Source organism: Paraburkholderia ultramafica, from assembly GCF_902859915.1.
Classification (GTDB): Bacteria; Pseudomonadota; Gammaproteobacteria; order Burkholderiales; family Burkholderiaceae; genus Paraburkholderia; species Paraburkholderia ultramafica.
The window spans coordinates 1-18,578 of record NZ_CADIKK010000002.1 but is presented as its reverse complement, the minus strand read 5'-3'; the positions used below and the strand labels follow the sequence as shown (position 1 = coordinate 18,578).

Sequence of the window (18,578 nt, the reverse complement as noted above, 5' to 3'; positions counted from 1 at the left end):
TGCGCTCCGCAATGACAGCGAAGCGACGGCAAGCTGGGGATGGTGGATTGCAGCCAACAGACGGCGTGAAGTTGTTGGCTGCATCGTGACACCGACCCGCGCGATGTGCGAGGTGTGCGACGCGCGCGCTCTCAGCGCGCAATGACCGTGATCTTCTTCGAGTACACCGGCGGATTGTGCGGAATATGCATGTCGTCGCCCATCAACAGCTGCAGCGTGTGCTTGCCCGGCGGCAATTGAATCGTGGTCTCCGTTTCGCCCGCGCCGAAGTGCAGATGGTTGCGGTCCGACGGAATTTCCTGGTCCATCGGCGGCAAGTCGGTGTCGATCAGAAGATGGTGGTGGCCGGTATTCGGATACTTGACGCCTTTCGGCGCCACGCCCATGAAGCGCAAACCGAACCACACCTTGAAGGGCTTGTTGGCGGCCACCACCTGGCCATCGTTCGGATAGCCGATATAGGCATACGCGCCGGGCGGCGCCGGTGTCGTGCCGGCCATGGCGAATTCCGGCGCGCCCGCCAATGCCGCCGATGTCACAAGCGCCGCGACCGCAATGATCTTGTACATGAGATCTCTCCGTCCTGACGGACCCGCTTTGCACTCACGGATCGCGCTAGTCTTTTTTCACGGTAATGGTGATCTTTTTCGAGTACACGGGCGGCACGTGCGGCACGTGGTTGTGGTCGCCGAGAATCAGCTGCAACGTGTGCTGGCCCGGCGGCAACTCGATACGCGCGTCCGTTTCACCCGCGCCGAAGTGCAGGTGATTGCGATCCGATGGAATCTCCTGGTCGAGCGGCGGCAGGTCGGTGTCGATCAGCAGATGGTGATGGCCGGTGTTCGGAAACGCGACGCCCTTCGGGCACACGCCCATGTTGCGCAGGCCCATGCGCACCCACAGCTTGCCGCCGTGAATCACCGCGCCATCGGGCGGCCAGATGATGTATTCCTCGGCGCCAGGCGGCGATGCCGTCTGTGCAGCCAGCGCGGAGCCGGCCGGCGCCATGCTGCCGAGCACCACGAACAGCGTCGCGCACACGGCCGTGCGCAACGCGCCGAAGCGCGCATTCGCTCGATGACGGCTGTCGAAAGCAACGGGGGTGAGGGTTCTTCTTCGCATAGCGCACTCTCCCGAAGAGTGGTCGTGGCCGCCTCGGCCGCGCAAGGCAGGCCGAACGTTCCGGCTGGATATCGCGGGCGCGAGTGACGGGACGGCCGCCTACTTAAAACGACTGTGCGGCGTTACTTTGTGAATTAGCTTAGGACGTAACTTGCCAAAAAGATACGCGACGCTCGTTAACCGTATGACGCATTGAGGAGACACGGACAGTTGTGACGCGCAAAGCGCGTGCTATCGTTATTAACAGGTTGCAGATGGATGTTCGATAGCGGCATCGATGCTTCGCCCGAATTGCTCCAGCGAATGTTGCGAGCGGCGCGGTGCTCGAATGCCTAAGTTCTGTCCGCTACAAACAGGAAGTGAAAGTGTGGCGAATATTCCTGCTGGTGTGCATGGCCGGGGCAATCCAGGCGCCATGGGGCAGTGCTTGTGCCGCGGCGCAACGTGAAGACGCGCAGCGGGGCGCGACTCATGCGACCACTGCGACTCCTGCAACGGGTACGAATGCGGCGGCTGTGACGGGGGCCGTGATCTCGCCATTCACGCCATCACGCGGCGACGCGCTCTCTCCACGCGCGCTTTCTCCACGTATCGCGCTCGTGATCGGCAACGGCGCGTATGGCAATCTCACGGACCCGCTCCGCAATAACGCGCCGCGCGACGCCGAAGCAATGGGCGACACGCTCCGCGCACTCGGCTTCGACGTCATCACGCGCACGAATGCGACGCCGCAAGACATGCAGCAGGCGATCGGCGAATTCCATCAGCGTTTGGGCGCGAGCGGCGTCGGTCTCTTCTATTTCGCAGGACACGGGATGCAAATTGGCCGGCAGACGCTGCTCATGCCCGCCGGACTCGATGCACGCTTGCCGGCGTCGCTGGTGAGCAGCGGCGTCGATTTGAAGGCCGTGTTGCAGGCAATGCGCGCGCCGCGTGCTGGCCGACTCGATCTCGTGATCCTCGATACGTGCCTGAACGATCCGTTCTCGCCTGACGCGACGACAGATTCGCCAGCGCCGTCAGCCGGCACCGTGATCGCCTATGCAGCCGCACCCGGTGGCTTTGCCGCGGATGGCGCGCGCCATGGCGTTTACACCAACGCACTGCTGCACGCGCTGAAGAGCGCGCCGTCGCAAACGCTGGACAGCCTGTTTCAGCGTGTCGCCGCGCAAGTTCGCGAGGCGACCGGCGATGAGCAACAACCGTGGATTGCTGCGCCGCTTTCTCCGTCCTCTCGCCTGAGCGGAGCCGCTAATCGTGACCCGACTGCGTCGCTCGCGTGGGCCGTCCACGACGATCCGGTCGTCATGCTGCACAGCAGAGGCATCCTTCCGAAAGACAGCAGCGAGCAATACGAAATCACGTTCTGGAATTCGATCAAGGACAGCAACTACCCGGCCGATTACGAGGCGTATCTGAAGGCCTATCCGAACGGGCGCTTTGCGACGCTCGCTCATGCGCGCATCGATCGTCTGCGGGCGGCCGCGACGGCGAGCGCGCCTGCGGCGGCTGCACCGCCACCGGTGGCACCCGCGCAGCAAGCCGCACGACCCGCCGCGCCAGCCAGCGCGCCCGCGCAAGAGCACCCGCACGCGGTGCCGACGCCGGCGCCAGGCGCTGCGGCACCCGCTGCCCCGCCCGCCGCGGCAGTCGCACCAAAGCCCGCCGTCACGCACCCACCCAGCGCCGGTGAAAATCGCGACTGCGCCACCTGCCCGATCATGGTCCCCGTGCCTGCTGGCTCGTTCGCGATGGGCAGCAGCACCGACGATCCATCCGAAAAGCCGGTCCATCACGTGAGCATCGGCGCACCGTTCGCGATCGGCAAATATGAGGTGACGGTCGAGCAATGGAACGCGTGCGTCGCCGCCAACGCCTGTCAAAAGCTGACGCCGGAAAGCAATACCAACAAGGCCGCACCGGCGCGCGACCTGAGTTGGGACGACGCGCAGCAGTACGTGCAATGGCTCAGCAAAGTCACCGGAAAGCCATACCGCCTGCCCACCGAAGCGGAATGGGAATACGCGGACCGAGGCGGCACCACGACCGCCTACTGGTGGGGCGAGCAGATGCGCAAGGGCAACGCCAATTGCAAGGACTGCGGCGATCCGTGGCACAAGGAAGGGCCGGAATCAGTCGGTTCGTTCGCGCCGAATCCGCTCGGCCTGTACGACATGAACGGCAGCGTGTGGGAATGGACCGCCGACTGCTGGCACAACAACTACCAGGGCGCGCCCATCGACGGCCACGCATGGGACAGCCCTGGCTGCGAAATGCGTGTGATCCGGGGCGGCTCATGGCGCGAAGGCGCAAGCTACATGCTCACCGCAACGCGCTTCAAGTACAGCGCGGGCGTACGCCAATCGCAGGATGGCTTTCGGGTCGTCAAAGATCTCAAGTGATGCACGCTTCGCAGCCGGTTCAGGATCGACTCATACAGCCCTAACCAGGCTTTGCAAGCCAGGCACTGCGTTCGCTCAAGGCGCGCGTGGCTTCGTGGTGATCGGCGCGAAATCGGCGACGATGCGATCCTGACCGTATTTGCCGCGGATTTGCGCAAGCCGCGTGTCGAGCGCGTGCAGATAGTCGGCGCGCGATTCGCTTTCCGGACGCAGCTTGTCGAATAGCGGCGCGGGTGTAATCAGCAGCACCACCATCTCCGCTCCGAACGGCTTTGAAATGATCCAGTCGCCGGCGCTGCCGATCGTGGCCGCATAGTTCGGCGGCGCCTGATTGTCCTTCGCGCGCGGGCTCGGCACCATATGCACGACACTGCCGTCGAGCTGGTAGTAGTCGAGATTCACATAGGAGTCGTGGCCCGGCGTGGTCACGTCGACCACCAACGGGTCACCCTCGCTCAGCTGACCGCCGGGCGGCCGCACATGCAAAGCCGCCACTCGGCCGGCTTGCCAGTTGCGAACCCAATACGGCGCGAGCGCCTTGACGGTGTCGCACTTGTCGTCGGCGAGCGGCTCGACTTCGAGCGTCAGCGTATCGACGCCTGGCAGCGCCGCCAGCGTATCCTTCAGACGCCCCGCGCCGTAGTGCTGCGAAACGAAGCCGCGCACCGTCAACGAGTGATCCTGCACGGCAGCGGATAGCGCCGAACACGGCACTTGCGCCAGCACGGGTGTGATCGCGGCCAGCGTCAGTGCGGGTTTGGGCGCTGAAGGTGGCCTGGAGGGTGGCGGGGGTGATGTTGCGATGGGTGTCGACGCTCCATTCGCCCGATCCGCCAACGGCTGCGAAGCGCCTACCTCCGTCGGCCCGCCGCCCTGCCGGGTCGGCGCCGACCTCAGCACGAACACGCCGACCGCCGCCGCGCACACCACGGCAAAACTCGCGAGCCCGACCTTCGCCAACGTGCCCGACTTCTCCGCGCGCGCCTCGTTGTCGAACTCGGCGATGAAGCGCACCACGCTCGGCATGCGCGTGCTGCGATCGAACGACAGCGCGGCCCGCAACGCGCGCCACTGCCTCGCATCGAGATTCGGCGGCCGCTGCGCCTTGAAGTCCGCGTTGCGCGCCTGGGTCGCCGACAGGCGATCGAACGGATGGTGACCGGTCAGCAACTCGTAGGTGATGCAGCCGAGCGCATAGATATCGTCGCGCGGGTCCGGCTCGCGATGCTCGATCATCTCCGGACTCGCATACGCGGGCGTCAACGCACCGAGGCTGCCCGGATCGAAGACGGTCGCGTCGCTCTCCTCTTCCGGCCGCTGGAACACGCGCGCAATGCCGAAGTCGATCACTTTCACTTCGGCATTGGTGGTCAGAAACACGTTGGCGGGCTTGAAGTCGCAATGGACGAAGCCGCGCTCATGCGCGTACGCGAGCGCGGCGCTCATGCCGCGCACGATCGGCAGCGCCGCGCGCACCGGCATGCCCTGATAGCCAGGTGTGCGCAGCAGCTGGCTGAGCGGCTTGCCGCTCAGGTACTCCATCGTCAGATAGACGATCGGCCCGTCGCGGTCGAAGTCGTACACCGTGATGATGTTGCGATGCGCGAGCACCTGCGCCTTGCGCGCCTCGCGTTGCAGTGCGACGAGCGAATTCGGATTGCCGCGAAACTGGACGTTGAGCACCTTGATCGCGAGATACGGCTTGCGATCCGACGCCTCGAGCTTGCGCAGATCGAGCGCCTTGTAGACCGTGCCCATGCCGCCGACGCCGAGACATTCCTCGAGGACGAAACGGTTGTTCAGCGTGTCGCCGGTGCCTTTGATCTGATCGTGTCCGGCGGCATTTTCCGCGTTGGCGGCGTCGCCCGCACTGCCCGCGTTACCCGCGCTTGCGGAGCGCACCGATGGAATCTCCACCGTGGTCTGGATGCCGGTTTCCTCGCCACCCGCCGCCACGTTCGACACGCGCAACTGCTCGATGCGCCGCCGCACTTCCACGTAGAGATCGTCGGGCAACGGCGTTTTACGATGCGCGGCGCCGAGCATCTCCAGCAGCTGCGCGGGACCGAGTCCTTCGGTCGTCAACGTACTGTCGAGTTGAGCGACGAACTCGTCACGGGAGAGCTCGCCGGTCTGAAAGTCGTGAATCACACGCGCAAGGCTAGCCATTTGTGCGAAGCGCCGCCGCTGCCGTTGGGCCGGATCGCATGCGACCGAAGCCACGCGGGCTGATAGAAATCTTGTCGTAACCAGTTACATGTGCCGCTTCGATACTAGCTCCCGGCCCGCGCTTTCGCAAACCAGGATTGGCCCGCGCCGGGTACGGCGTACGCGGCGTGCGGGTGTCGCGCGGCGTCCAACCGCATGCGCTCGCGTGTCGGGCATACGCAACCGCTCGCGCACCGATGAAGCGCACCGTTACTGCGCCGCCAATCTCCCGGCGAGACGCGCAAGCCTTGTGTGGCAAGTCTGCATCAACTTTATCAGGAACCTTGAATAGAAGTGGCGCAGACCGTGCATTAGAAATACTCGAGCGCGGGAACAGGGGTTCCTCGACTGCCGCCACGTCGTCACAGACAGGCAAGCTGCGAACAGATTTCCTATACTGATAGTGCGACGAGACCTCTGCACACAGATCGACACACACGAGCGGCGGCCGGACCAGTTGATGGGCCGGCCGCCCGATTTCTTTTCTGGAGCCGCCATGCCAAAGCTCATCATCAAGGACCTGGCCGACAGCGTCGAACTCGACCGCCAGGCGATGGCCGCCATTGTCGGCGGCGCGCGCGTCGGGGTACGCTCGAGTATGGCCGCGCCGCTGGTGCCGGTTTCGGCGCGCGTCGTCGAATATCCGCCCGGCTTTCCCGCCGCCCATCGGGCGATCGCCGATGCGGCCATGCTGCGCAACCGGCAACGCGGTTAGAGCCGAATCCGGATAGTCATTGCAACGGCACGCGCCAGACACGCGTGCCGTTTGCGTTTGGGTCATCGTTTGCATCGTCGCCTGTGTCACCGCTCGTGTCGCCTGAAGCTGCGCCGCCACCCAACCATTCGAACGCAATTCGTGGGGCCGGCCCGAACACGTCAGTCCGGCTTTAAGCGGATCGCGCGTGATCTCCGGCCAACTTGCGGCACACATCCTTGCCAGCACTTGCGTCACGACCACCCGCGGTTTTTCTGCGCAAGTCCCGCGCGCATTGGCATATCCCTTGCAAAAGCACAGCTGAGCGCCGCACCGTGCGCGCTCGCCTACTGCAAAGAGGTTTGCCATGAAATCCACTGTCGCTGTCAAAGACCTGCCGCGTCGCGCGGATCACGCACATGACGAAGTGACGCTCACCGCCGAACAGATGAAGGCACTGCGCGGCGGCCGTTCCGTGGCCGTCACCGTGGACAATGGCGCCGCGGGCCACGTCGACGACTGGGACATCAACACAGCCATCTTCGAAGGCCGCATTAGTGGGCCCTATTTGTAGGACGCGCGAGATGTCCGCAATTGGAAACGCGGCGCCCCATTCACGTATTCCCCGCGAAAGGGGTGCCGGTTCAATTGGCCTGGTGAATGTCCGCTCGCGGCGACGCCGTGCGCCACGCGCTCACCTATGATGCTTAGGACGCCACGTGGTTTTATACCTGCCGTCCGGCCAATAGTTCACGCTATCCGGACAGCTCGATGGCGCAGCAGTGCTCGCGACGCGCGGCAATCGACGCATCGCACACCACAAGCGACGATCGCGGCGCGCCACGAGCCAGCATCGCCAATTCGGATTGGAGACGCGCAATGAAATTCATCGTGCAGTGGAGCGGTCTGCCGACCGCTGAGAATGCCGTCATCGAACGCTTCATGAAAACGGGCGGCCAGACGCCAGAGGGTGTCAAATTGCTGGGGCGCTGGCATGCAATCGGCGGACTGCACGGCGTTGCGATCGTCGAGTCGGACGACCCGCAGGCCATGGCGGCGCTGACGCTCGATTGGGGCGACCTGCTGACGATGAGCGTCTTCCCGGCAATGACCGACGAAGACCTGGGCGCCGCGGTCGGAAAATATCAGGCGGCCCGCCAATAAGCCTGCTATGACGGCTGGGGTCGTCAAGCCTGATCCAAGCACACCCAGCGGACAATTGCTGCCGTTTCGCGAATCGCTGCTGGCCATGCTCGGCATCGCCTTCGTCGCGATGCTGGTGGCGCTGGATCAAACCATCGTCGGCACCGCGTTGCCGCGCATCGTCGCGGACTTGAGAGGCTTCGACCTGTACGCGTGGGTCGCCACCGCGTACATGCTGGCCTCCGTCATCACGATTCCGATTTTCGGGCGGCTCGGCGATCTGTTCGGCCGCAAGCCGTTTCTGATCGCCGCGATCCTGTTGTTCACCGGTGCGTCGGTGTTGTGCGGACTCGCCGGCAGCATGCTTGCGCTGGTGATTTCGCGCGGCCTGCAAGGGATCGGCGGCGGCATTCTGATCGGCACGGTGTTCGCCACCGTCGCCGATCTGTTCCCCAGTCCAAGACTGCGGCTGCGCTGGCTGGTGTTCGTCACGTCCTCGTTCGGCGTCGCCAATATGGTGGGGCCGACGCTCGGCGGCATGCTGACGCAATACGGCGGCTGGCGGCTGGTGTTCTTCGTCAACGTGCCGATCGGCGTCGTCTCGTTGCTGTTCGTGCTGCGCTTTCTGCCGCCACTGCACCATCTGCGGCGCAAGGGCCCCGTGCGGCTCGACTGGCTCGGCGCGGGCGTGCTCGCACTCACGTTCGGCGCGGTGCAGGTGCTGATCGAAGAGTTTCCGAGACGCGGCGTCGATCGGACGACCATCGCGTTAGCCGTGCTGGTGGCCAGTTGCACGTCGATACTCTGGCTCTGGGAGCGGCGCGTCGGCGATCCGATCGTGCCGGTGGACATGCTGATGAACCGCAAGCTGGCCGCGCTCTTCGCGATGTCGGTGCTCGGCGGCTTCGCGCTGTTTTCGCTGGTGTTCTATGTGCCGCTGCTGTTTCAAGGCGGCTACGCGATGTCCGCGCACGACTCCGGCATGCTGATCACGCCGCTGCTGCTCGGCACGACCGTCGGCAGCGTGATCAACAATCGTATCGTCACACGGATCAAGCGCGCCAACGGCATCATGTATGTCGGTTTTGCGCTGTCCGCGCTCGCGTGCCTGAGCGTGGTCGTGCTGCGCGGCACGGAACCGCATCTGGTGTGGCTGTCATGCATGGCCATGAGCGGGCTCGGACTCGGTCTGGTCGCCACCAGCCTGACCGTCTGTTCGCAACAGATCGCCACACGCGATCACGTCGGCGCGGCCACCGCGCTGCTCCAATCGCTGCGTACCTTCGGCGGGATGCTCGGCACCGTGATGACTGGCGCGCTGCTCGGCCATCTCTACTCGCGCGGCGTGCATCGCTCGCTCGATTCGTATCAGGCGACGCAGTGGTTCAAATCATTCGCCAGTCCCGAACTGCTGGTGGACCGCGCGGAACAGGCCGCGCTGATCAACCGTCTGGTGAGTGCCGGCCAAGCCGGCGACGCGATGATGCATTCCGCGCGCGAAGCGCTCGTGCAGTCGATCCACATCGGCATTCTGGTCGCGGGCGCCGCCGCGCTGGTCGGGCTCTGCCTCGCGTGGTTCGTGCCGCCGGTGCAGGTCGGCTATCTGGAAACCGACGCCGCGGCGGACGGACAAGCGCCCGACAAGCCGCTCCCGCCACACCGCAGCGGGCTGTAGGCGGCGGATGACGAAGCATTCCGCGAAACCGTCGCCACCGAGATCGGCGAAATCCGCGCGTTTTTCCACCGGGGCCTGGTCGCGGCACAGCGGAGCGGCGAAATCGCCGCGGTCGTTCCAGCGGAAGACGCCGCCTCGCATCTGCTCGCCACGCTGATCGGCATTCGCGTTCTTGCGCGAGTCATGCCGCAATACGCGCTGCTTTGCGGCGCGGTGTCGCCGGCGTTGAAGCTGCTCGGCTTGCCTGCTCTGCCACCGCCTCAGCGGGCCGCATGGAGCCGCGCGACGACGGCCTTCGCGCTGTTCCAGGCGCTCGGCGGCTATGGGTACTCGTTTCTGTTTTCCCATACGCATAACGATTACGCGCTGATTTTCATCTGCGGCGCGGCGGCGCTGGGGATTGCTTTCATCGCCGATCTCGTTGTTTCGCGTATCGGCGCGGCGCGTGCGGTGTCGGCGTGATCGGCTGACGGCGATTTAGAACGGTTCCAGTTCGACTCTTCGCGTTGGGCATGCGGGTTGCTCGACAGGGACATCGATGCTGTCTTCGCGCGGTCGCAGCAGCGCGCGGCAAAGCGCGTCGGTGTGTGGCTGTCGTGTGCAGGCAGGTCCTTTTCAACCAGCGGAGGTCATTGATATGTTGGGAACTATTCTTCTGATCGTGCTGATTCTTCTCCTCATCGGTGCGTTTCCGTCGTGGCCGCACAGCCGTTCGTGGGGCTATGGTCCTACCGGTGGACTTGGTGTCGTCCTGATCGTGGTGATCGTGCTGCTGGTTGCCGGTGTGATATAGGAAACCTGAGCCGACTCGATTCCATAGCGATGGCGAAGCGGTAGTCGAACCGAGGTTAAAGCCAGGCCGGCCGCCGGATATCGGTGCAGTTCGCTGCATCGATATCCGGCGGCCTTGTCATGTCGGCGCGCTCGACGGTCGAAGCACTTTCACCTCGCACGTTGTCACGCTGGAGCATGCGATGGAAAAGTTACGCGCCAACCGGGGTCGCGTCGATTACGAGCCTATGCCCGCGCGGGCGAAGCGGCGGCGCAACGGACGCATGCCGCAAAGCTCTGTGATCGCCTTGGGCACGCCGGATGCTCGATCACCATCGTATTCAAACTTCGATACGAAAGGAGATCACATCATGCCTTACCTGATTGGCTGGCTGCTCGGTGTCCCGTTGATCGTACTGGTCATCCTGTACCTTATTTTCCATTAATCCCGTGACGGTCATTTTTCTGTGATGCAGCCCTAATCAGAGGCTGCACGAAAGGCGACGCCAGCGTCTGGGCGTCGCCTTCGAGCGTCAGCGCAGAGCCTTTGCGTCGACGTAACGGCGCACGAGCCTTTTCTCCTTGCACTGCGCAAAATAGCAGGTAAAACTAATCTCAGCAGTCCGCAAAATGCCATTTCTGCACACGTGCGCAACGATCGCGTACGAGCAAGGAGGGACCGATGGCAAACAATGAGTACACACTGTCGCACCAGGATGTGGTGAAGGCCATCATCATTGATCAGAATATTCACGAGGGTTTCTGGACGCTCAACATCAATTTCAATGTCGCCGCCAGCCACGGTCCGCGCGTGCCCGACCCCTGCCTCGCCGTGACGATCAAGGGCATCGGCATCACGCGCGCGTCGCCGACCGATCCGTTCGCCATCGACGCCGCGCTCATCAATCCGACGCTGTCTCAACCTGTCGAGGGAACGGTGCATATCACAGCCGCCATCAACGGTACGCATAGCGACAGCATGCAGTTTTGCCGCGACGTCTATCGCAATGTCGCGGTACAGAGCGCGATCAAGACGCCGACCAAACCGGGGTGATCAGGCCACGCTTTTCAGTTTTTCTGCAACAACTCGGCGGTATGCGACGGTTTGAGTCAGCGTACCGCCGCCATCAGCGCGCCCATGCCGACCAGCAAACTGCCCACATCAGCCGATTCACGACGCGCAGTGGCTTCGGCCGTTGCAAAACGGTGCGCAAGCGGTGCGAGAAAATCGCGGTCGACGCGACGCCCAACGCAAACACCAGTGCAAACGTAGCGGCCAGCAACAGATATTGCTGATTCGCGGACCAGTGAGTAGACGAGGACTAGAGAAGCAAGCAGAAAAGAGACGTACAGCTGGATCGACATCGGCGGGCGAGTGGTTACTGCATTGCCGACGCGCGGCGCCGCTACACACGCGGGTCGAGAACCCGGCAGTGCGGACGATCATGCTGGCAAGCATCGGTTAGGAACATGCGTCCATGCCCGGCGAGTGCGCGTTGCGGCGCTGGTGACGCCGGAATTCGCCCGCGTGCCGCCTTCCTGTGAAGGCAGCGAGACACCGGATGGCAGCTTGTGGCCGCGCAAGACCGCGAGGCGCGAGGCCCGCGGCCCGGCCGGTCCGCCTCGCAGGTCCGGCGTTAGTGCGCAGCTCGCGCCGCTGTGATGATCGCATCGGCGACGGCCTTGGGCTGGCTGACCATTGCAACGTGGCTCGCGTTGATCCGCGTCACCTTCGCGTCGATGTTCCTGGCCATCGTCTGCTGCAAATTCGGATCGATCATTCGATCCTTGCCGGTAATCACGAAGTACGACGGCTTGTCATGCCACGCCGCCTTCGTGACCTTCTCGTCGATGCAGCCGGAAGCCCACGGCGCCTGCGTCGCCGCAATCACGCGTTGCTCCGGCAACGGCAGGTCCTGAGCGAAATCGTCGAGTACCGCTTTCGTCGAGAGCGTCAGGTAACCCGCGTCGTCCTTGCGCAACTCGCTCGCCCACACGGGCGCCGGCATGCCCTTCGTCATGTCGGCGATGGACTGGCCGCTGTCGGGCGCGAAAGCCGCCACGTAGACGAGACTCTTGACCTTGTCGTCGTTGCCCGCCTCGCTGACCACGACGCCGCCCCACGAATGGCCGACCAGAATGACCGGACCCTGCTGTTGATCGATCACACGTTTCGTCGCCGACACATCATCGGCCAGCGAACTCAACGGATTCTGTACCGCAACCACATGAAGTCCACGCGCTTCGAGCAACGGAATCACTTTGTCCCAGCTCGAACCGTCGGCGAATGCGCCATGCACGAGCACGACATTCCTGCCCTTCAGATCCTGAGGCGCTGCGGCGTGCGAAGCCTGCAGCGTGAACAGTCCACCAAGCAGCAATGCGGACCCGAGGCACTTCTTTAGAAACGTGGTCATTGTGTATGTCTCGACAGGATGGAAACAGTGTTGGATCGACCGTCCGTGTGAAAGCACGCGGACGGCCAGCGCGGCACATCGATTACGAATGCGCGTAGATCGGGCCGAGGCCGATGACGTCCGACTCCGATCCGCTCGCCTGCGCATGACTCATCGGCGTGCGTGAACCCGAGGCCGAGTTGCTCTTCGCGACGCCGCCATATGCCGCCGCGGCCGAACCGTTATCGGCATTGACACGCGCCAGCGCGGCCTCGATGTTCTGCGGGTACTGCGTATTGTCGCTAGAGGGGTTGTAGCCGGCCTTCTGCAGTTGGACCAATTCCGCACGCACCTCGGCACGGGTCAGCGAATGTTCTTGCGACTGCGCGAACGAGACGACGGGAACGGCAACAAGCGCGGCGACGATGAGCGATTGAACGAGTTTCATGAGGTTTCTCCAGATATCAAAGGCATTGAAAGTTCAAGGGCTGGGGCGGAGCGCGACGTCGTTGAGGATGTGAGCCGTCATGTCCCGCCTGATTCAAACGCACTGTTGTGAATCAACCTTGCGTGTAGATATTTAAACCCGCCGACGTATCTGGAATGTTTTCGTGAACCCCGTTAATGCAAGCTTGTTTGTCTGCGTACGGCACGGATACATTGCGATACAAAAAAGCCGCTCCGGAGTTCAGAGCGGCTGGTTTGTCGTCAGTGTCCGACCGACGCGTTATGCGAGGCGTGCGACGTCGATGATCGCGTCGGCAAATGCCTTCGGCGCCTCTTGCGGCAGGTTGTGTCCGATGCCGCCGCTGATATTCCGGTGCTGATACTTGCCGGTGAACTTCTTCGCGTAGGCAGCCGGGTCGGGATGCGCCGCGCCGTTCGCGTCGCCTTCGAGCGTGATGGTCGGCACGCCGATGGTCGGCGCCATCGCCAGACGCTTTTCCAGTTCGTCGTATTGCGGCTCGCCTTTGACCAGACCCAGACGCCAGCGATAGTTGTGAATCACCACCGCAACATGGTCCGGATTGTTGAACGACTGTGCCGAGCGTTCGAACGTCGCGTCGTCGAAATCCCATTTCGGTGATGCGGTATGCCAGATCAGCTTGTTGAAGTCGTGACGGTTCGCGTCATAACCCGCCTGGCCGCGCTCCGTGGCGAAATAGAACTGATACCACCACGTCAGTTCCGCCTTCGGCGGCAGCGGCGCCCGGTTCGCTTCCTGACTGCCGATCAGATAGCCGCTCACCGACACCATCGCCTTGCATCGTTCCGGCCACAGCGCGGCAATGATGTTCACCGTGCGTCCGCCCCAGTCGAAGCCGCCAAGCACCGCCTTGTCGATCTTCAACGCGTCCATCAACGCGATGATGTCGACCGCGACCACCGCCTGCTGACCATTGCGGGGCGTATCCGCGGACAGGAAGCGCGTCGAACCATAACCACGCAGATACGGGACGATCACCCGATAGCCGGCAGCCACCAGCAATGGCGTGACTTCAGCGAAGGCGTGGATATCGTAAGGCCAGCCGTGCAGCAGAATCACGACCGGCCCATTCTGCGGGCCCGCTTCCGCATAGCCGATACTGAGCGTTCCGGCGTTGATCTGCCGAATGGTCCCGAACGATGGGACGCGCGTCGCCGCCTTCGCGCCGCCCGTCGTTTCAGCGGACTGCGCGTGGGCGAGTCCGCTTAGCCCCAACTCCAGCAAACTGAAACCAGCAATCGTTGTCCCAAGCAAGCGGCGACGCCGGCTATTGATCTGGTCCGACATGACTATTCTCCTTAACGATGGGAGCGCTACGCAATGCACACGCTCCTGATGCACAAAGAAATAGAGGCCCGAACCTCTCGCGGCCGCACGATCGCGCGGCCGCGATCAAGCTGTGTGCAGGCCGGCTGATTTTAAGGTCAGAGGATAACCGTGCGGAAAGATTCGAACGATGGCCCCATCGGTCGCACGCGAATGTCCGGATGCAGACGCTCCCAGCGCAAGTCGACCGGATCGGCGGCCATCGGTCCCGGCGCTTTCGCCACGAGGATCGTGTCGGCAATCGCTTCGAAGTCCGCGCGAAAATGAACCGAGCTCTTGAGCACGAGGATTCTCATCCGTTCGGGTTCGATACCCGCTACGCGGAACAGGTTGCGATCGAACACCTGCATCTTGATGGAGCTTACTGCAATCCTGACACCCTCGATTCGCAAGCAGGCGACCTGGCCTAGCTCGCCCTGCATGCCATTGAGCATCGGACCATCGAAACGGAAGCGTCCATCCGACAGGTGTTCGACCTCGAAGACGGCTTCGAGCGGCGCATCGCCTTGCACACCGGAACGGCCGCCCAACGGCACCGAAATGCGCGCGCCGACGCCCGCGCGATGCGCGGCCGCCGCCGCATCCGCATCCCAGATCACGCCCACTGCCGCATCCGTTGCGCCGTTGCGCAGCAGAGCCCGAACCATGCCCATCGTGTTCGAATCGCCGCCCACGCCGGGGTTGTCCTGCGTGTCGGCGACAATCACCGGCTTCGCTGCCGTGCGACTCAAATCGATTGCCGCGAGCGCCGCTTCGTCCGGCGTCAGGAACGGCACGTCCCAGCGCGCTTCGTCGCCGACCAGCTTCGAAAACAATGCGTCGGCCGCGCGATTGGCGGCATCCTTGCTGAACGAATACGCCCAGAGCGTCGGCCCGCACTCGGGGAAATCGGCTGCCGGGAAACCCGGTGCAAACGACAACGACACCACAGGATCTGCTTCGAGCGCCGCCAGCATTCCGTACATGTCGCTTGCCGGCTCGACCAGAGTACACATGCCGTTCACCGGAATGAGGAACGGCGCGCGGCGAAACGCGCAATGCAACGGACGGTCTTCGGCCACCAGCCGCTCGAGAATCCGCGCGGCACGTTCGCCGGTTTCGGCCATATCGACGTGCGGATAGGTCCGGTAGGCCACCAGCGCGCTCGCATGCTTGAGCATTCGTCCGGTGACGTTCGCATGAAGATCCAGCGAAACGACCACCGGCATCCGGTCGCCGACGATCCGGCGCACCCGTTCCAGAATCTCGCCCTCTCCATCGTCGAACTGCTCGGTCACCATCGCGCCGTGCAAGTCGAGATAGATCGCATCGAATCCACCCTTCGCCACAGCGTCGAGAATCTCGCCGCCGATGCGTTCGAACGCATCGGTCGTGACATGCGCGGAAGCGCTGGCGCCGGCCCAGATCACCGGAATCAGCTCGTGGCCATTCGCCTGCGCCACCTGGATAAATCCACCGATCGGCACGTTGACGTCGCGCAGCGCCATGACATCGATGCCGCGTGCCAACGGCGGGAAGCCTTCCCCTTGAATGAAACTCGTATAAGACGCTTTGGTCGGTGCGAACGTATTGGTTTCATGCTGGAAACCGGCGATCAGGATTTTCATGTTCTTCACTCTCTCCAAGAATGGTAAAGACAGCTCGCGGCTCTAGAACTCAGCACACGTTGGTTTTCATCTGGCAACACGCAATGACCGGGACACGATCTTTCAGGCCGGCTTCTTCTCGAGCGTCAGCTTGCCGGTCAGTATCAGAATGGCCGACACCGTCGCCGTACACGCCATCACGACGAGACCCAAGTGCATGTTTCCCGTCCACGTCTTGGTCCAGCCGAAAACGGCCGGCCCCCAGAATCCGCCTGACAATCCGACCGTGTTGATCAGTGCGATGCCACCCGCCGCCGCGGTTCCTTCGACCAACTGCGAAGGAATCGCCCAGAAGACCGTGTACGCCATCCACAGACATGCGGTTGCCGCGGTCATCGCGACGAGCGTCAGCGTCAAATTTCCATCGGAGAAGATCGTCGCGATCAGGCAGGTCGCGGCGCCGAGCGCCGGAATCGCGCAGTGGTAGCGGCGCTCGCCCGCTCTGTCCGAGCGGCGGCCCGCGACGTACATGCCGAGCGCGGCCGCCACATAAGGAATCGCGACGTACCAGCCAAGCCGGATCGTGTCGTTGACACCCTGGTCTTTCAGCAGAGACGGCAGCCAGAAGCTGATCGCATAGATCGGAAAAATGAGGCAGAAGTAAGCGATGGCGAGTACATAGACGCGCGGGCTGCGCAGTACGTCCTTGAATGAATGTGCGCGGTGTTGGGCCGGCGCGGTTTCGCGCTGCAGCAGCAGCTTTTCGTCGTCGCTCAACCAGCCCGCGTCCGCGGGCCGATCGGACAGAACGCGCAGCGTGAGCAGGCCAAGCGCAACGCACGGGATTCCCTCGACCAGGAACATCCACTGCCAGCCGGCCAAACCCCACACGCCGGACAGCGTCGTCATCAGCCATGCCGAGGTCGGACCGCCGACGATACCGCCGAGCGGCCCGGCCACGAAGACGAGCGCAATCGCACGCGCCATGCGAGCCGGCCCATACCAGCACGACAGGTAATAGATCATGCCCGGAGCAAAGCCCGCTTCGAAAACGCCGAGCAGGAAGCGCATCGCGTAAAAGGTTGGCACGTTCTGGACGAACAGCATGCAGGCCGACGTGATGCCCCAAAGCACGAGAATCCGGCTGAACGTCAAGCGTGCGCCAATTCTCGGCAGCATCAGATTGCTCGGCACTTCGAAAAGGACATAGCCGAGAAAGAAGATGCCGGCGCCGACGCCGTAAGCCGCGTCGGAGAAACCCAGATCGCTTTGCATCTGGATTTTGGCGAACCCGACGTTGACGCGATCCAGATAAGCAAACATGTAGCAGGCGACCAGAAACGGCAGCAGCCGCCAGTTGAGCTTGCTGTAGAGCGCTGAGGCGGCATCGCCGGCTGTCGATGGATGGATTGCTGACATGCTTGTCTCCCGGTTCCCTTCACTGGACCTGCCATCAGGGTTGAGTTGATGGTGGCAGGGCAAAACACTGATAGCAAGAGCAACTAAGTTCACATATCGTTGCCTTGTGAGCAACGCAACAACCGCACGGGAGCGATGGAATGCGAGAGATCAATCAAACACGCCTTCGGTATTTCAACGAGGTGCTAACGCACGGCAGCATTCGCGGCGCCGCGGAAAGCATCAATACGTCGCCGTCCGTGATCACGCGGCAGATCAAGTTGCTCGAAGACGAACTGGGGGCGACGCTATTCGAGCGTCAGGCGCGGGGTGTGCAGCCTACGGAAGCCGCGGCACATCTGTTGGAGTTCTGGCGAGGCTACCGGTCGCAGCAGGAGAAGTTCGAAGACCAGCTTCATGCGCTGAAAGGCCTTCAGCAAGGGCATATTCAACTGGCCGTCAGCGAGGGTTATGTCGATACGCTGGTCGACGACGTGCTGGCGCCGTTCTGTGCCCAATATCCGAACCTGGACATCGGCATGGACATGCTGGCGGTCGATGCAATCCTGGACGAAGTCGCGGAAAGCCGCGCTCATATCGGGCTGGCGTACAACCCGCCGCCTCATCCGCGCATCGAGTATCGGGCGAGTTCGCTTCAACCCGTGGTGCTGCTGTTGAGAAGCGATCATCCGCTGGCGAGAAGAAAAGGACCGGCGAGCCTCGACGATCTTCGCGCATACCCGCTCGCGCTGATGCCGCCAACATTTGGGATCGGCCATGTCGTGAAGATGGCGGAGTTGGCCGAGAACATCACGATCCGCCCGACCATGACGACGAACTCGCTAAGCGCGTTGAAGCGTTTTGTCACGGCGGATAACTTCATGACGCTGATCGGCGAGTTTGCGGCGTACCGTGAACTCGCGAGCGGCGAACTGACGACGGTGCCGATCGCCCATCCGCTTTTTGAAGGCGCGCAGGCGCGAGTGCTGGTCAAAGCCGACAGACCGCTTGCGCCGGGTCCGCTGGAGTTGCTCAAATGGATTCAGGAACGCATGCCGATGTTCTCGACGGTTAAAGCGGAGGAATCGCGCAAGAGGAGGACGCGTCAACGAAGCAAGGGTTGAGGGACCGGAAGCGATGTGGCGCTATAGCCGGCCAGTCAATACGCGATCTAACTCAGCGTCCTTAGCGTCAGCCTCGCTTCCAGCCCACCGCCCGCACGGTTATGCAGCGTCAGCGTCGCATCCATCGCCAGCGCGAGCTGCCGTGCGATCGCGAGGCCGAGCCCCGTCCCGCCCGTATGCCGGTTGCGCGATGTCTCCAGCCGGTAGAACGGCTCGAACACCGCGTCCAGCGATTCAGCCGGGATG

At 63.1% G+C, this 18,578-nt stretch carries 18 protein-coding genes and 3 pseudogenes; 11 read left to right on the top strand and 10 right to left on the bottom strand.

The window, feature by feature from the left end:
* Positions 1-131: 131 nt before the first annotated feature.
* Both HV744_RS02100 and HV744_RS02095 read right to left on the bottom strand, forming a co-directional pair.
* Positions 132-569 (bottom strand): DUF4399 domain-containing protein, encoded by a 438-nt coding sequence (locus HV744_RS02100; RefSeq protein ID WP_175147918.1) that lies wholly within the window; start codon positions 567-569, stop codon positions 132-134.
* Between the two features lie 46 nt (positions 570-615).
* Positions 616-1,122 carry a DUF4399 domain-containing protein gene (locus HV744_RS02095; RefSeq protein WP_175147917.1) on the bottom strand — a complete coding sequence of 169 codons (507 nt, stop codon included), beginning with the start codon at positions 1,120-1,122 and terminating at the stop codon, positions 616-618.
* A 392-nt stretch (positions 1,123-1,514) separates the two neighbouring features.
* Between HV744_RS02095 and HV744_RS38395 the strand changes: the two are divergent.
* A pseudogene (locus HV744_RS38395) lies at positions 1,515-2,279 on the top strand (caspase family protein); the annotation flags it as partial.
* 150 nt (positions 2,280-2,429) lie between these two features.
* Positions 2,430-3,524 (top strand): formylglycine-generating enzyme family protein, encoded by a 1,095-nt coding sequence (locus tag HV744_RS38390; RefSeq protein ID WP_425497672.1) that lies wholly within the window; start codon positions 2,430-2,432, stop codon positions 3,522-3,524.
* Positions 3,525-3,599: 75 nt separating this feature from the next.
* Here the strand turns inward: HV744_RS38390 and HV744_RS02085 are convergent, their stop codons facing one another.
* Positions 3,600-5,693, bottom strand: coding sequence for a serine/threonine-protein kinase (locus tag HV744_RS02085; RefSeq protein ID WP_175147915.1), 2,094 nt, complete (start codon positions 5,691-5,693; stop codon positions 3,600-3,602).
* A 535-nt stretch (positions 5,694-6,228) separates the two neighbouring features.
* Here HV744_RS02085 and HV744_RS02080 point away from each other — a divergent pair.
* The 8 genes and pseudogenes from HV744_RS02080 to HV744_RS02040 all read left to right on the top strand — a co-directional run bounded on the left by HV744_RS02080 (position 6,229) and on the right by HV744_RS02040 (position 11,069).
* A complete protein-coding gene (locus tag HV744_RS02080) occupies positions 6,229-6,447 on the top strand; it encodes a hypothetical protein (RefSeq protein ID WP_175147914.1) in 219 nt (72 codons plus the stop codon).
* A gap of 346 nt (positions 6,448-6,793) precedes the next feature.
* A complete protein-coding gene (locus HV744_RS02075) occupies positions 6,794-7,000 on the top strand; it encodes a hypothetical protein (RefSeq protein ID WP_175147913.1) in 207 nt (68 codons plus the stop codon).
* Positions 7,001-7,305: 305 nt separating this feature from the next.
* Positions 7,306-7,590 (top strand): DUF3303 domain-containing protein, encoded by a 285-nt coding sequence (locus tag HV744_RS02070; RefSeq protein WP_175147912.1) that lies wholly within the window; start codon positions 7,306-7,308, stop codon positions 7,588-7,590.
* Between the two features lie 7 nt (positions 7,591-7,597).
* On the top strand, positions 7,598-9,244 hold the full coding sequence (locus HV744_RS02065; protein WP_175147911.1) for an MFS transporter: 1,647 nt from the start codon (positions 7,598-7,600) through the stop codon (positions 9,242-9,244).
* A gap of 261 nt (positions 9,245-9,505) precedes the next feature.
* Positions 9,506-9,706: pseudogene (locus HV744_RS02055) on the top strand (MFS transporter); the annotation flags it as partial.
* A gap of 175 nt (positions 9,707-9,881) precedes the next feature.
* A complete protein-coding gene (locus HV744_RS02050; protein ID WP_168668593.1) occupies positions 9,882-10,037 on the top strand; it encodes a DUF3309 family protein in 156 nt (51 codons plus the stop codon).
* Between the two features lie 181 nt (positions 10,038-10,218).
* A complete protein-coding gene (locus HV744_RS02045; RefSeq protein ID WP_175147903.1) occupies positions 10,219-10,461 on the top strand; it encodes a hypothetical protein in 243 nt (80 codons plus the stop codon).
* A 236-nt stretch (positions 10,462-10,697) separates the two neighbouring features.
* Positions 10,698-11,069 carry a hypothetical protein gene (locus tag HV744_RS02040; protein ID WP_175147910.1) on the top strand — a complete coding sequence of 124 codons (372 nt, stop codon included), beginning with the start codon at positions 10,698-10,700 and terminating at the stop codon, positions 11,067-11,069.
* Between the two features lie 56 nt (positions 11,070-11,125).
* Here HV744_RS02040 and HV744_RS02035 read toward each other — a convergent pair.
* The 6 genes and pseudogenes from HV744_RS02035 to HV744_RS02010 form a co-directional block, all read right to left on the bottom strand.
* Positions 11,126-11,337: pseudogene (locus tag HV744_RS02035) on the bottom strand (LysE family translocator); the annotation flags it as partial.
* A 315-nt stretch (positions 11,338-11,652) separates the two neighbouring features.
* On the bottom strand, positions 11,653-12,432 hold the full coding sequence (locus tag HV744_RS02030) for an alpha/beta fold hydrolase (RefSeq protein WP_175147909.1): 780 nt from the start codon (positions 12,430-12,432) through the stop codon (positions 11,653-11,655).
* 82 nt (positions 12,433-12,514) lie between these two features.
* Positions 12,515-12,859: a DUF4148 domain-containing protein gene (locus tag HV744_RS02025; protein WP_175147908.1), complete on the bottom strand. Its 345-nt coding sequence runs from the start codon at positions 12,857-12,859 to the stop codon at positions 12,515-12,517.
* Between the two features lie 279 nt (positions 12,860-13,138).
* Positions 13,139-14,185: an alpha/beta fold hydrolase gene (locus tag HV744_RS02020; protein WP_175147907.1), complete on the bottom strand. Its 1,047-nt coding sequence runs from the start codon at positions 14,183-14,185 to the stop codon at positions 13,139-13,141.
* Between the two features lie 137 nt (positions 14,186-14,322).
* Positions 14,323-15,831, bottom strand: coding sequence for a M81 family metallopeptidase (locus HV744_RS02015; RefSeq protein WP_175147906.1), 1,509 nt, complete (start codon positions 15,829-15,831; stop codon positions 14,323-14,325).
* Between the two features lie 102 nt (positions 15,832-15,933).
* A complete protein-coding gene (locus HV744_RS02010) occupies positions 15,934-17,229 on the bottom strand; it encodes an MFS transporter (RefSeq protein ID WP_175147905.1) in 1,296 nt (431 codons plus the stop codon).
* A gap of 140 nt (positions 17,230-17,369) precedes the next feature.
* On the opposite strand from HV744_RS02010, the gene HV744_RS02005 reads away from it, so the two are divergent.
* Entirely contained in the window at positions 17,370-18,332 is a 963-nt protein-coding gene (locus HV744_RS02005; protein WP_175147904.1) for a LysR family transcriptional regulator, read from the top strand.
* A gap of 47 nt (positions 18,333-18,379) precedes the next feature.
* Here HV744_RS02005 and HV744_RS02000 read toward each other — a convergent pair.
* Positions 18,380-18,578: ATP-binding protein (locus tag HV744_RS02000; protein ID WP_246278912.1), on the bottom strand; the 199-nt coding region annotated here is incomplete at its 5' end.

Excerpts from the sequence above, each read along its gene's own strand:
- HV744_RS02095 (WP_175147917.1), bottom strand. The coding sequence starts at position 1,122 with ATGCGAAGAAGAACCCTCACCCCCGTTGCTTTCGACAGCCGTCATCGA.
- HV744_RS02005 (WP_175147904.1), top strand. The coding sequence starts at position 17,370 with ATGCGAGAGATCAATCAAACACGCCTTCGGTATTTCAACGAGGTGCTA.
- HV744_RS02040 (WP_175147910.1), top strand. The coding sequence starts at position 10,698 with ATGGCAAACAATGAGTACACACTGTCGCACCAGGATGTGGTGAAGGCC.
- HV744_RS02045 (WP_175147903.1), top strand. The coding sequence starts at position 10,219 with ATGGAAAAGTTACGCGCCAACCGGGGTCGCGTCGATTACGAGCCTATG.
- HV744_RS02085 (WP_175147915.1), bottom strand. The coding sequence starts at position 5,693 with ATGGCTAGCCTTGCGCGTGTGATTCACGACTTTCAGACCGGCGAGCTC.
- HV744_RS02015 (WP_175147906.1), bottom strand. The coding sequence starts at position 15,831 with ATGAAAATCCTGATCGCCGGTTTCCAGCATGAAACCAATACGTTCGCA.
- HV744_RS02050 (WP_168668593.1), top strand. The coding sequence starts at position 9,882 with ATGTTGGGAACTATTCTTCTGATCGTGCTGATTCTTCTCCTCATCGGT.
- HV744_RS02080 (WP_175147914.1), top strand. The coding sequence starts at position 6,229 with ATGCCAAAGCTCATCATCAAGGACCTGGCCGACAGCGTCGAACTCGAC.
- HV744_RS02100 (WP_175147918.1), bottom strand. The coding sequence starts at position 569 with ATGTACAAGATCATTGCGGTCGCGGCGCTTGTGACATCGGCGGCATTG.
- HV744_RS02020 (WP_175147907.1), bottom strand. The coding sequence starts at position 14,185 with ATGTCGGACCAGATCAATAGCCGGCGTCGCCGCTTGCTTGGGACAACG.
- HV744_RS02070 (WP_175147912.1), top strand. The coding sequence starts at position 7,306 with ATGAAATTCATCGTGCAGTGGAGCGGTCTGCCGACCGCTGAGAATGCC.
- HV744_RS02075 (WP_175147913.1), top strand. The coding sequence starts at position 6,794 with ATGAAATCCACTGTCGCTGTCAAAGACCTGCCGCGTCGCGCGGATCAC.
- HV744_RS02030 (WP_175147909.1), bottom strand. The coding sequence starts at position 12,432 with ATGACCACGTTTCTAAAGAAGTGCCTCGGGTCCGCATTGCTGCTTGGT.
- HV744_RS38390 (WP_425497672.1), top strand. The coding sequence starts at position 2,430 with ATGCTGCACAGCAGAGGCATCCTTCCGAAAGACAGCAGCGAGCAATAC.
- HV744_RS02010 (WP_175147905.1), bottom strand. The coding sequence starts at position 17,229 with ATGTCAGCAATCCATCCATCGACAGCCGGCGATGCCGCCTCAGCGCTC.
- HV744_RS02025 (WP_175147908.1), bottom strand. The coding sequence starts at position 12,859 with ATGAAACTCGTTCAATCGCTCATCGTCGCCGCGCTTGTTGCCGTTCCC.
- HV744_RS02065 (WP_175147911.1), top strand. The coding sequence starts at position 7,598 with ATGACGGCTGGGGTCGTCAAGCCTGATCCAAGCACACCCAGCGGACAA.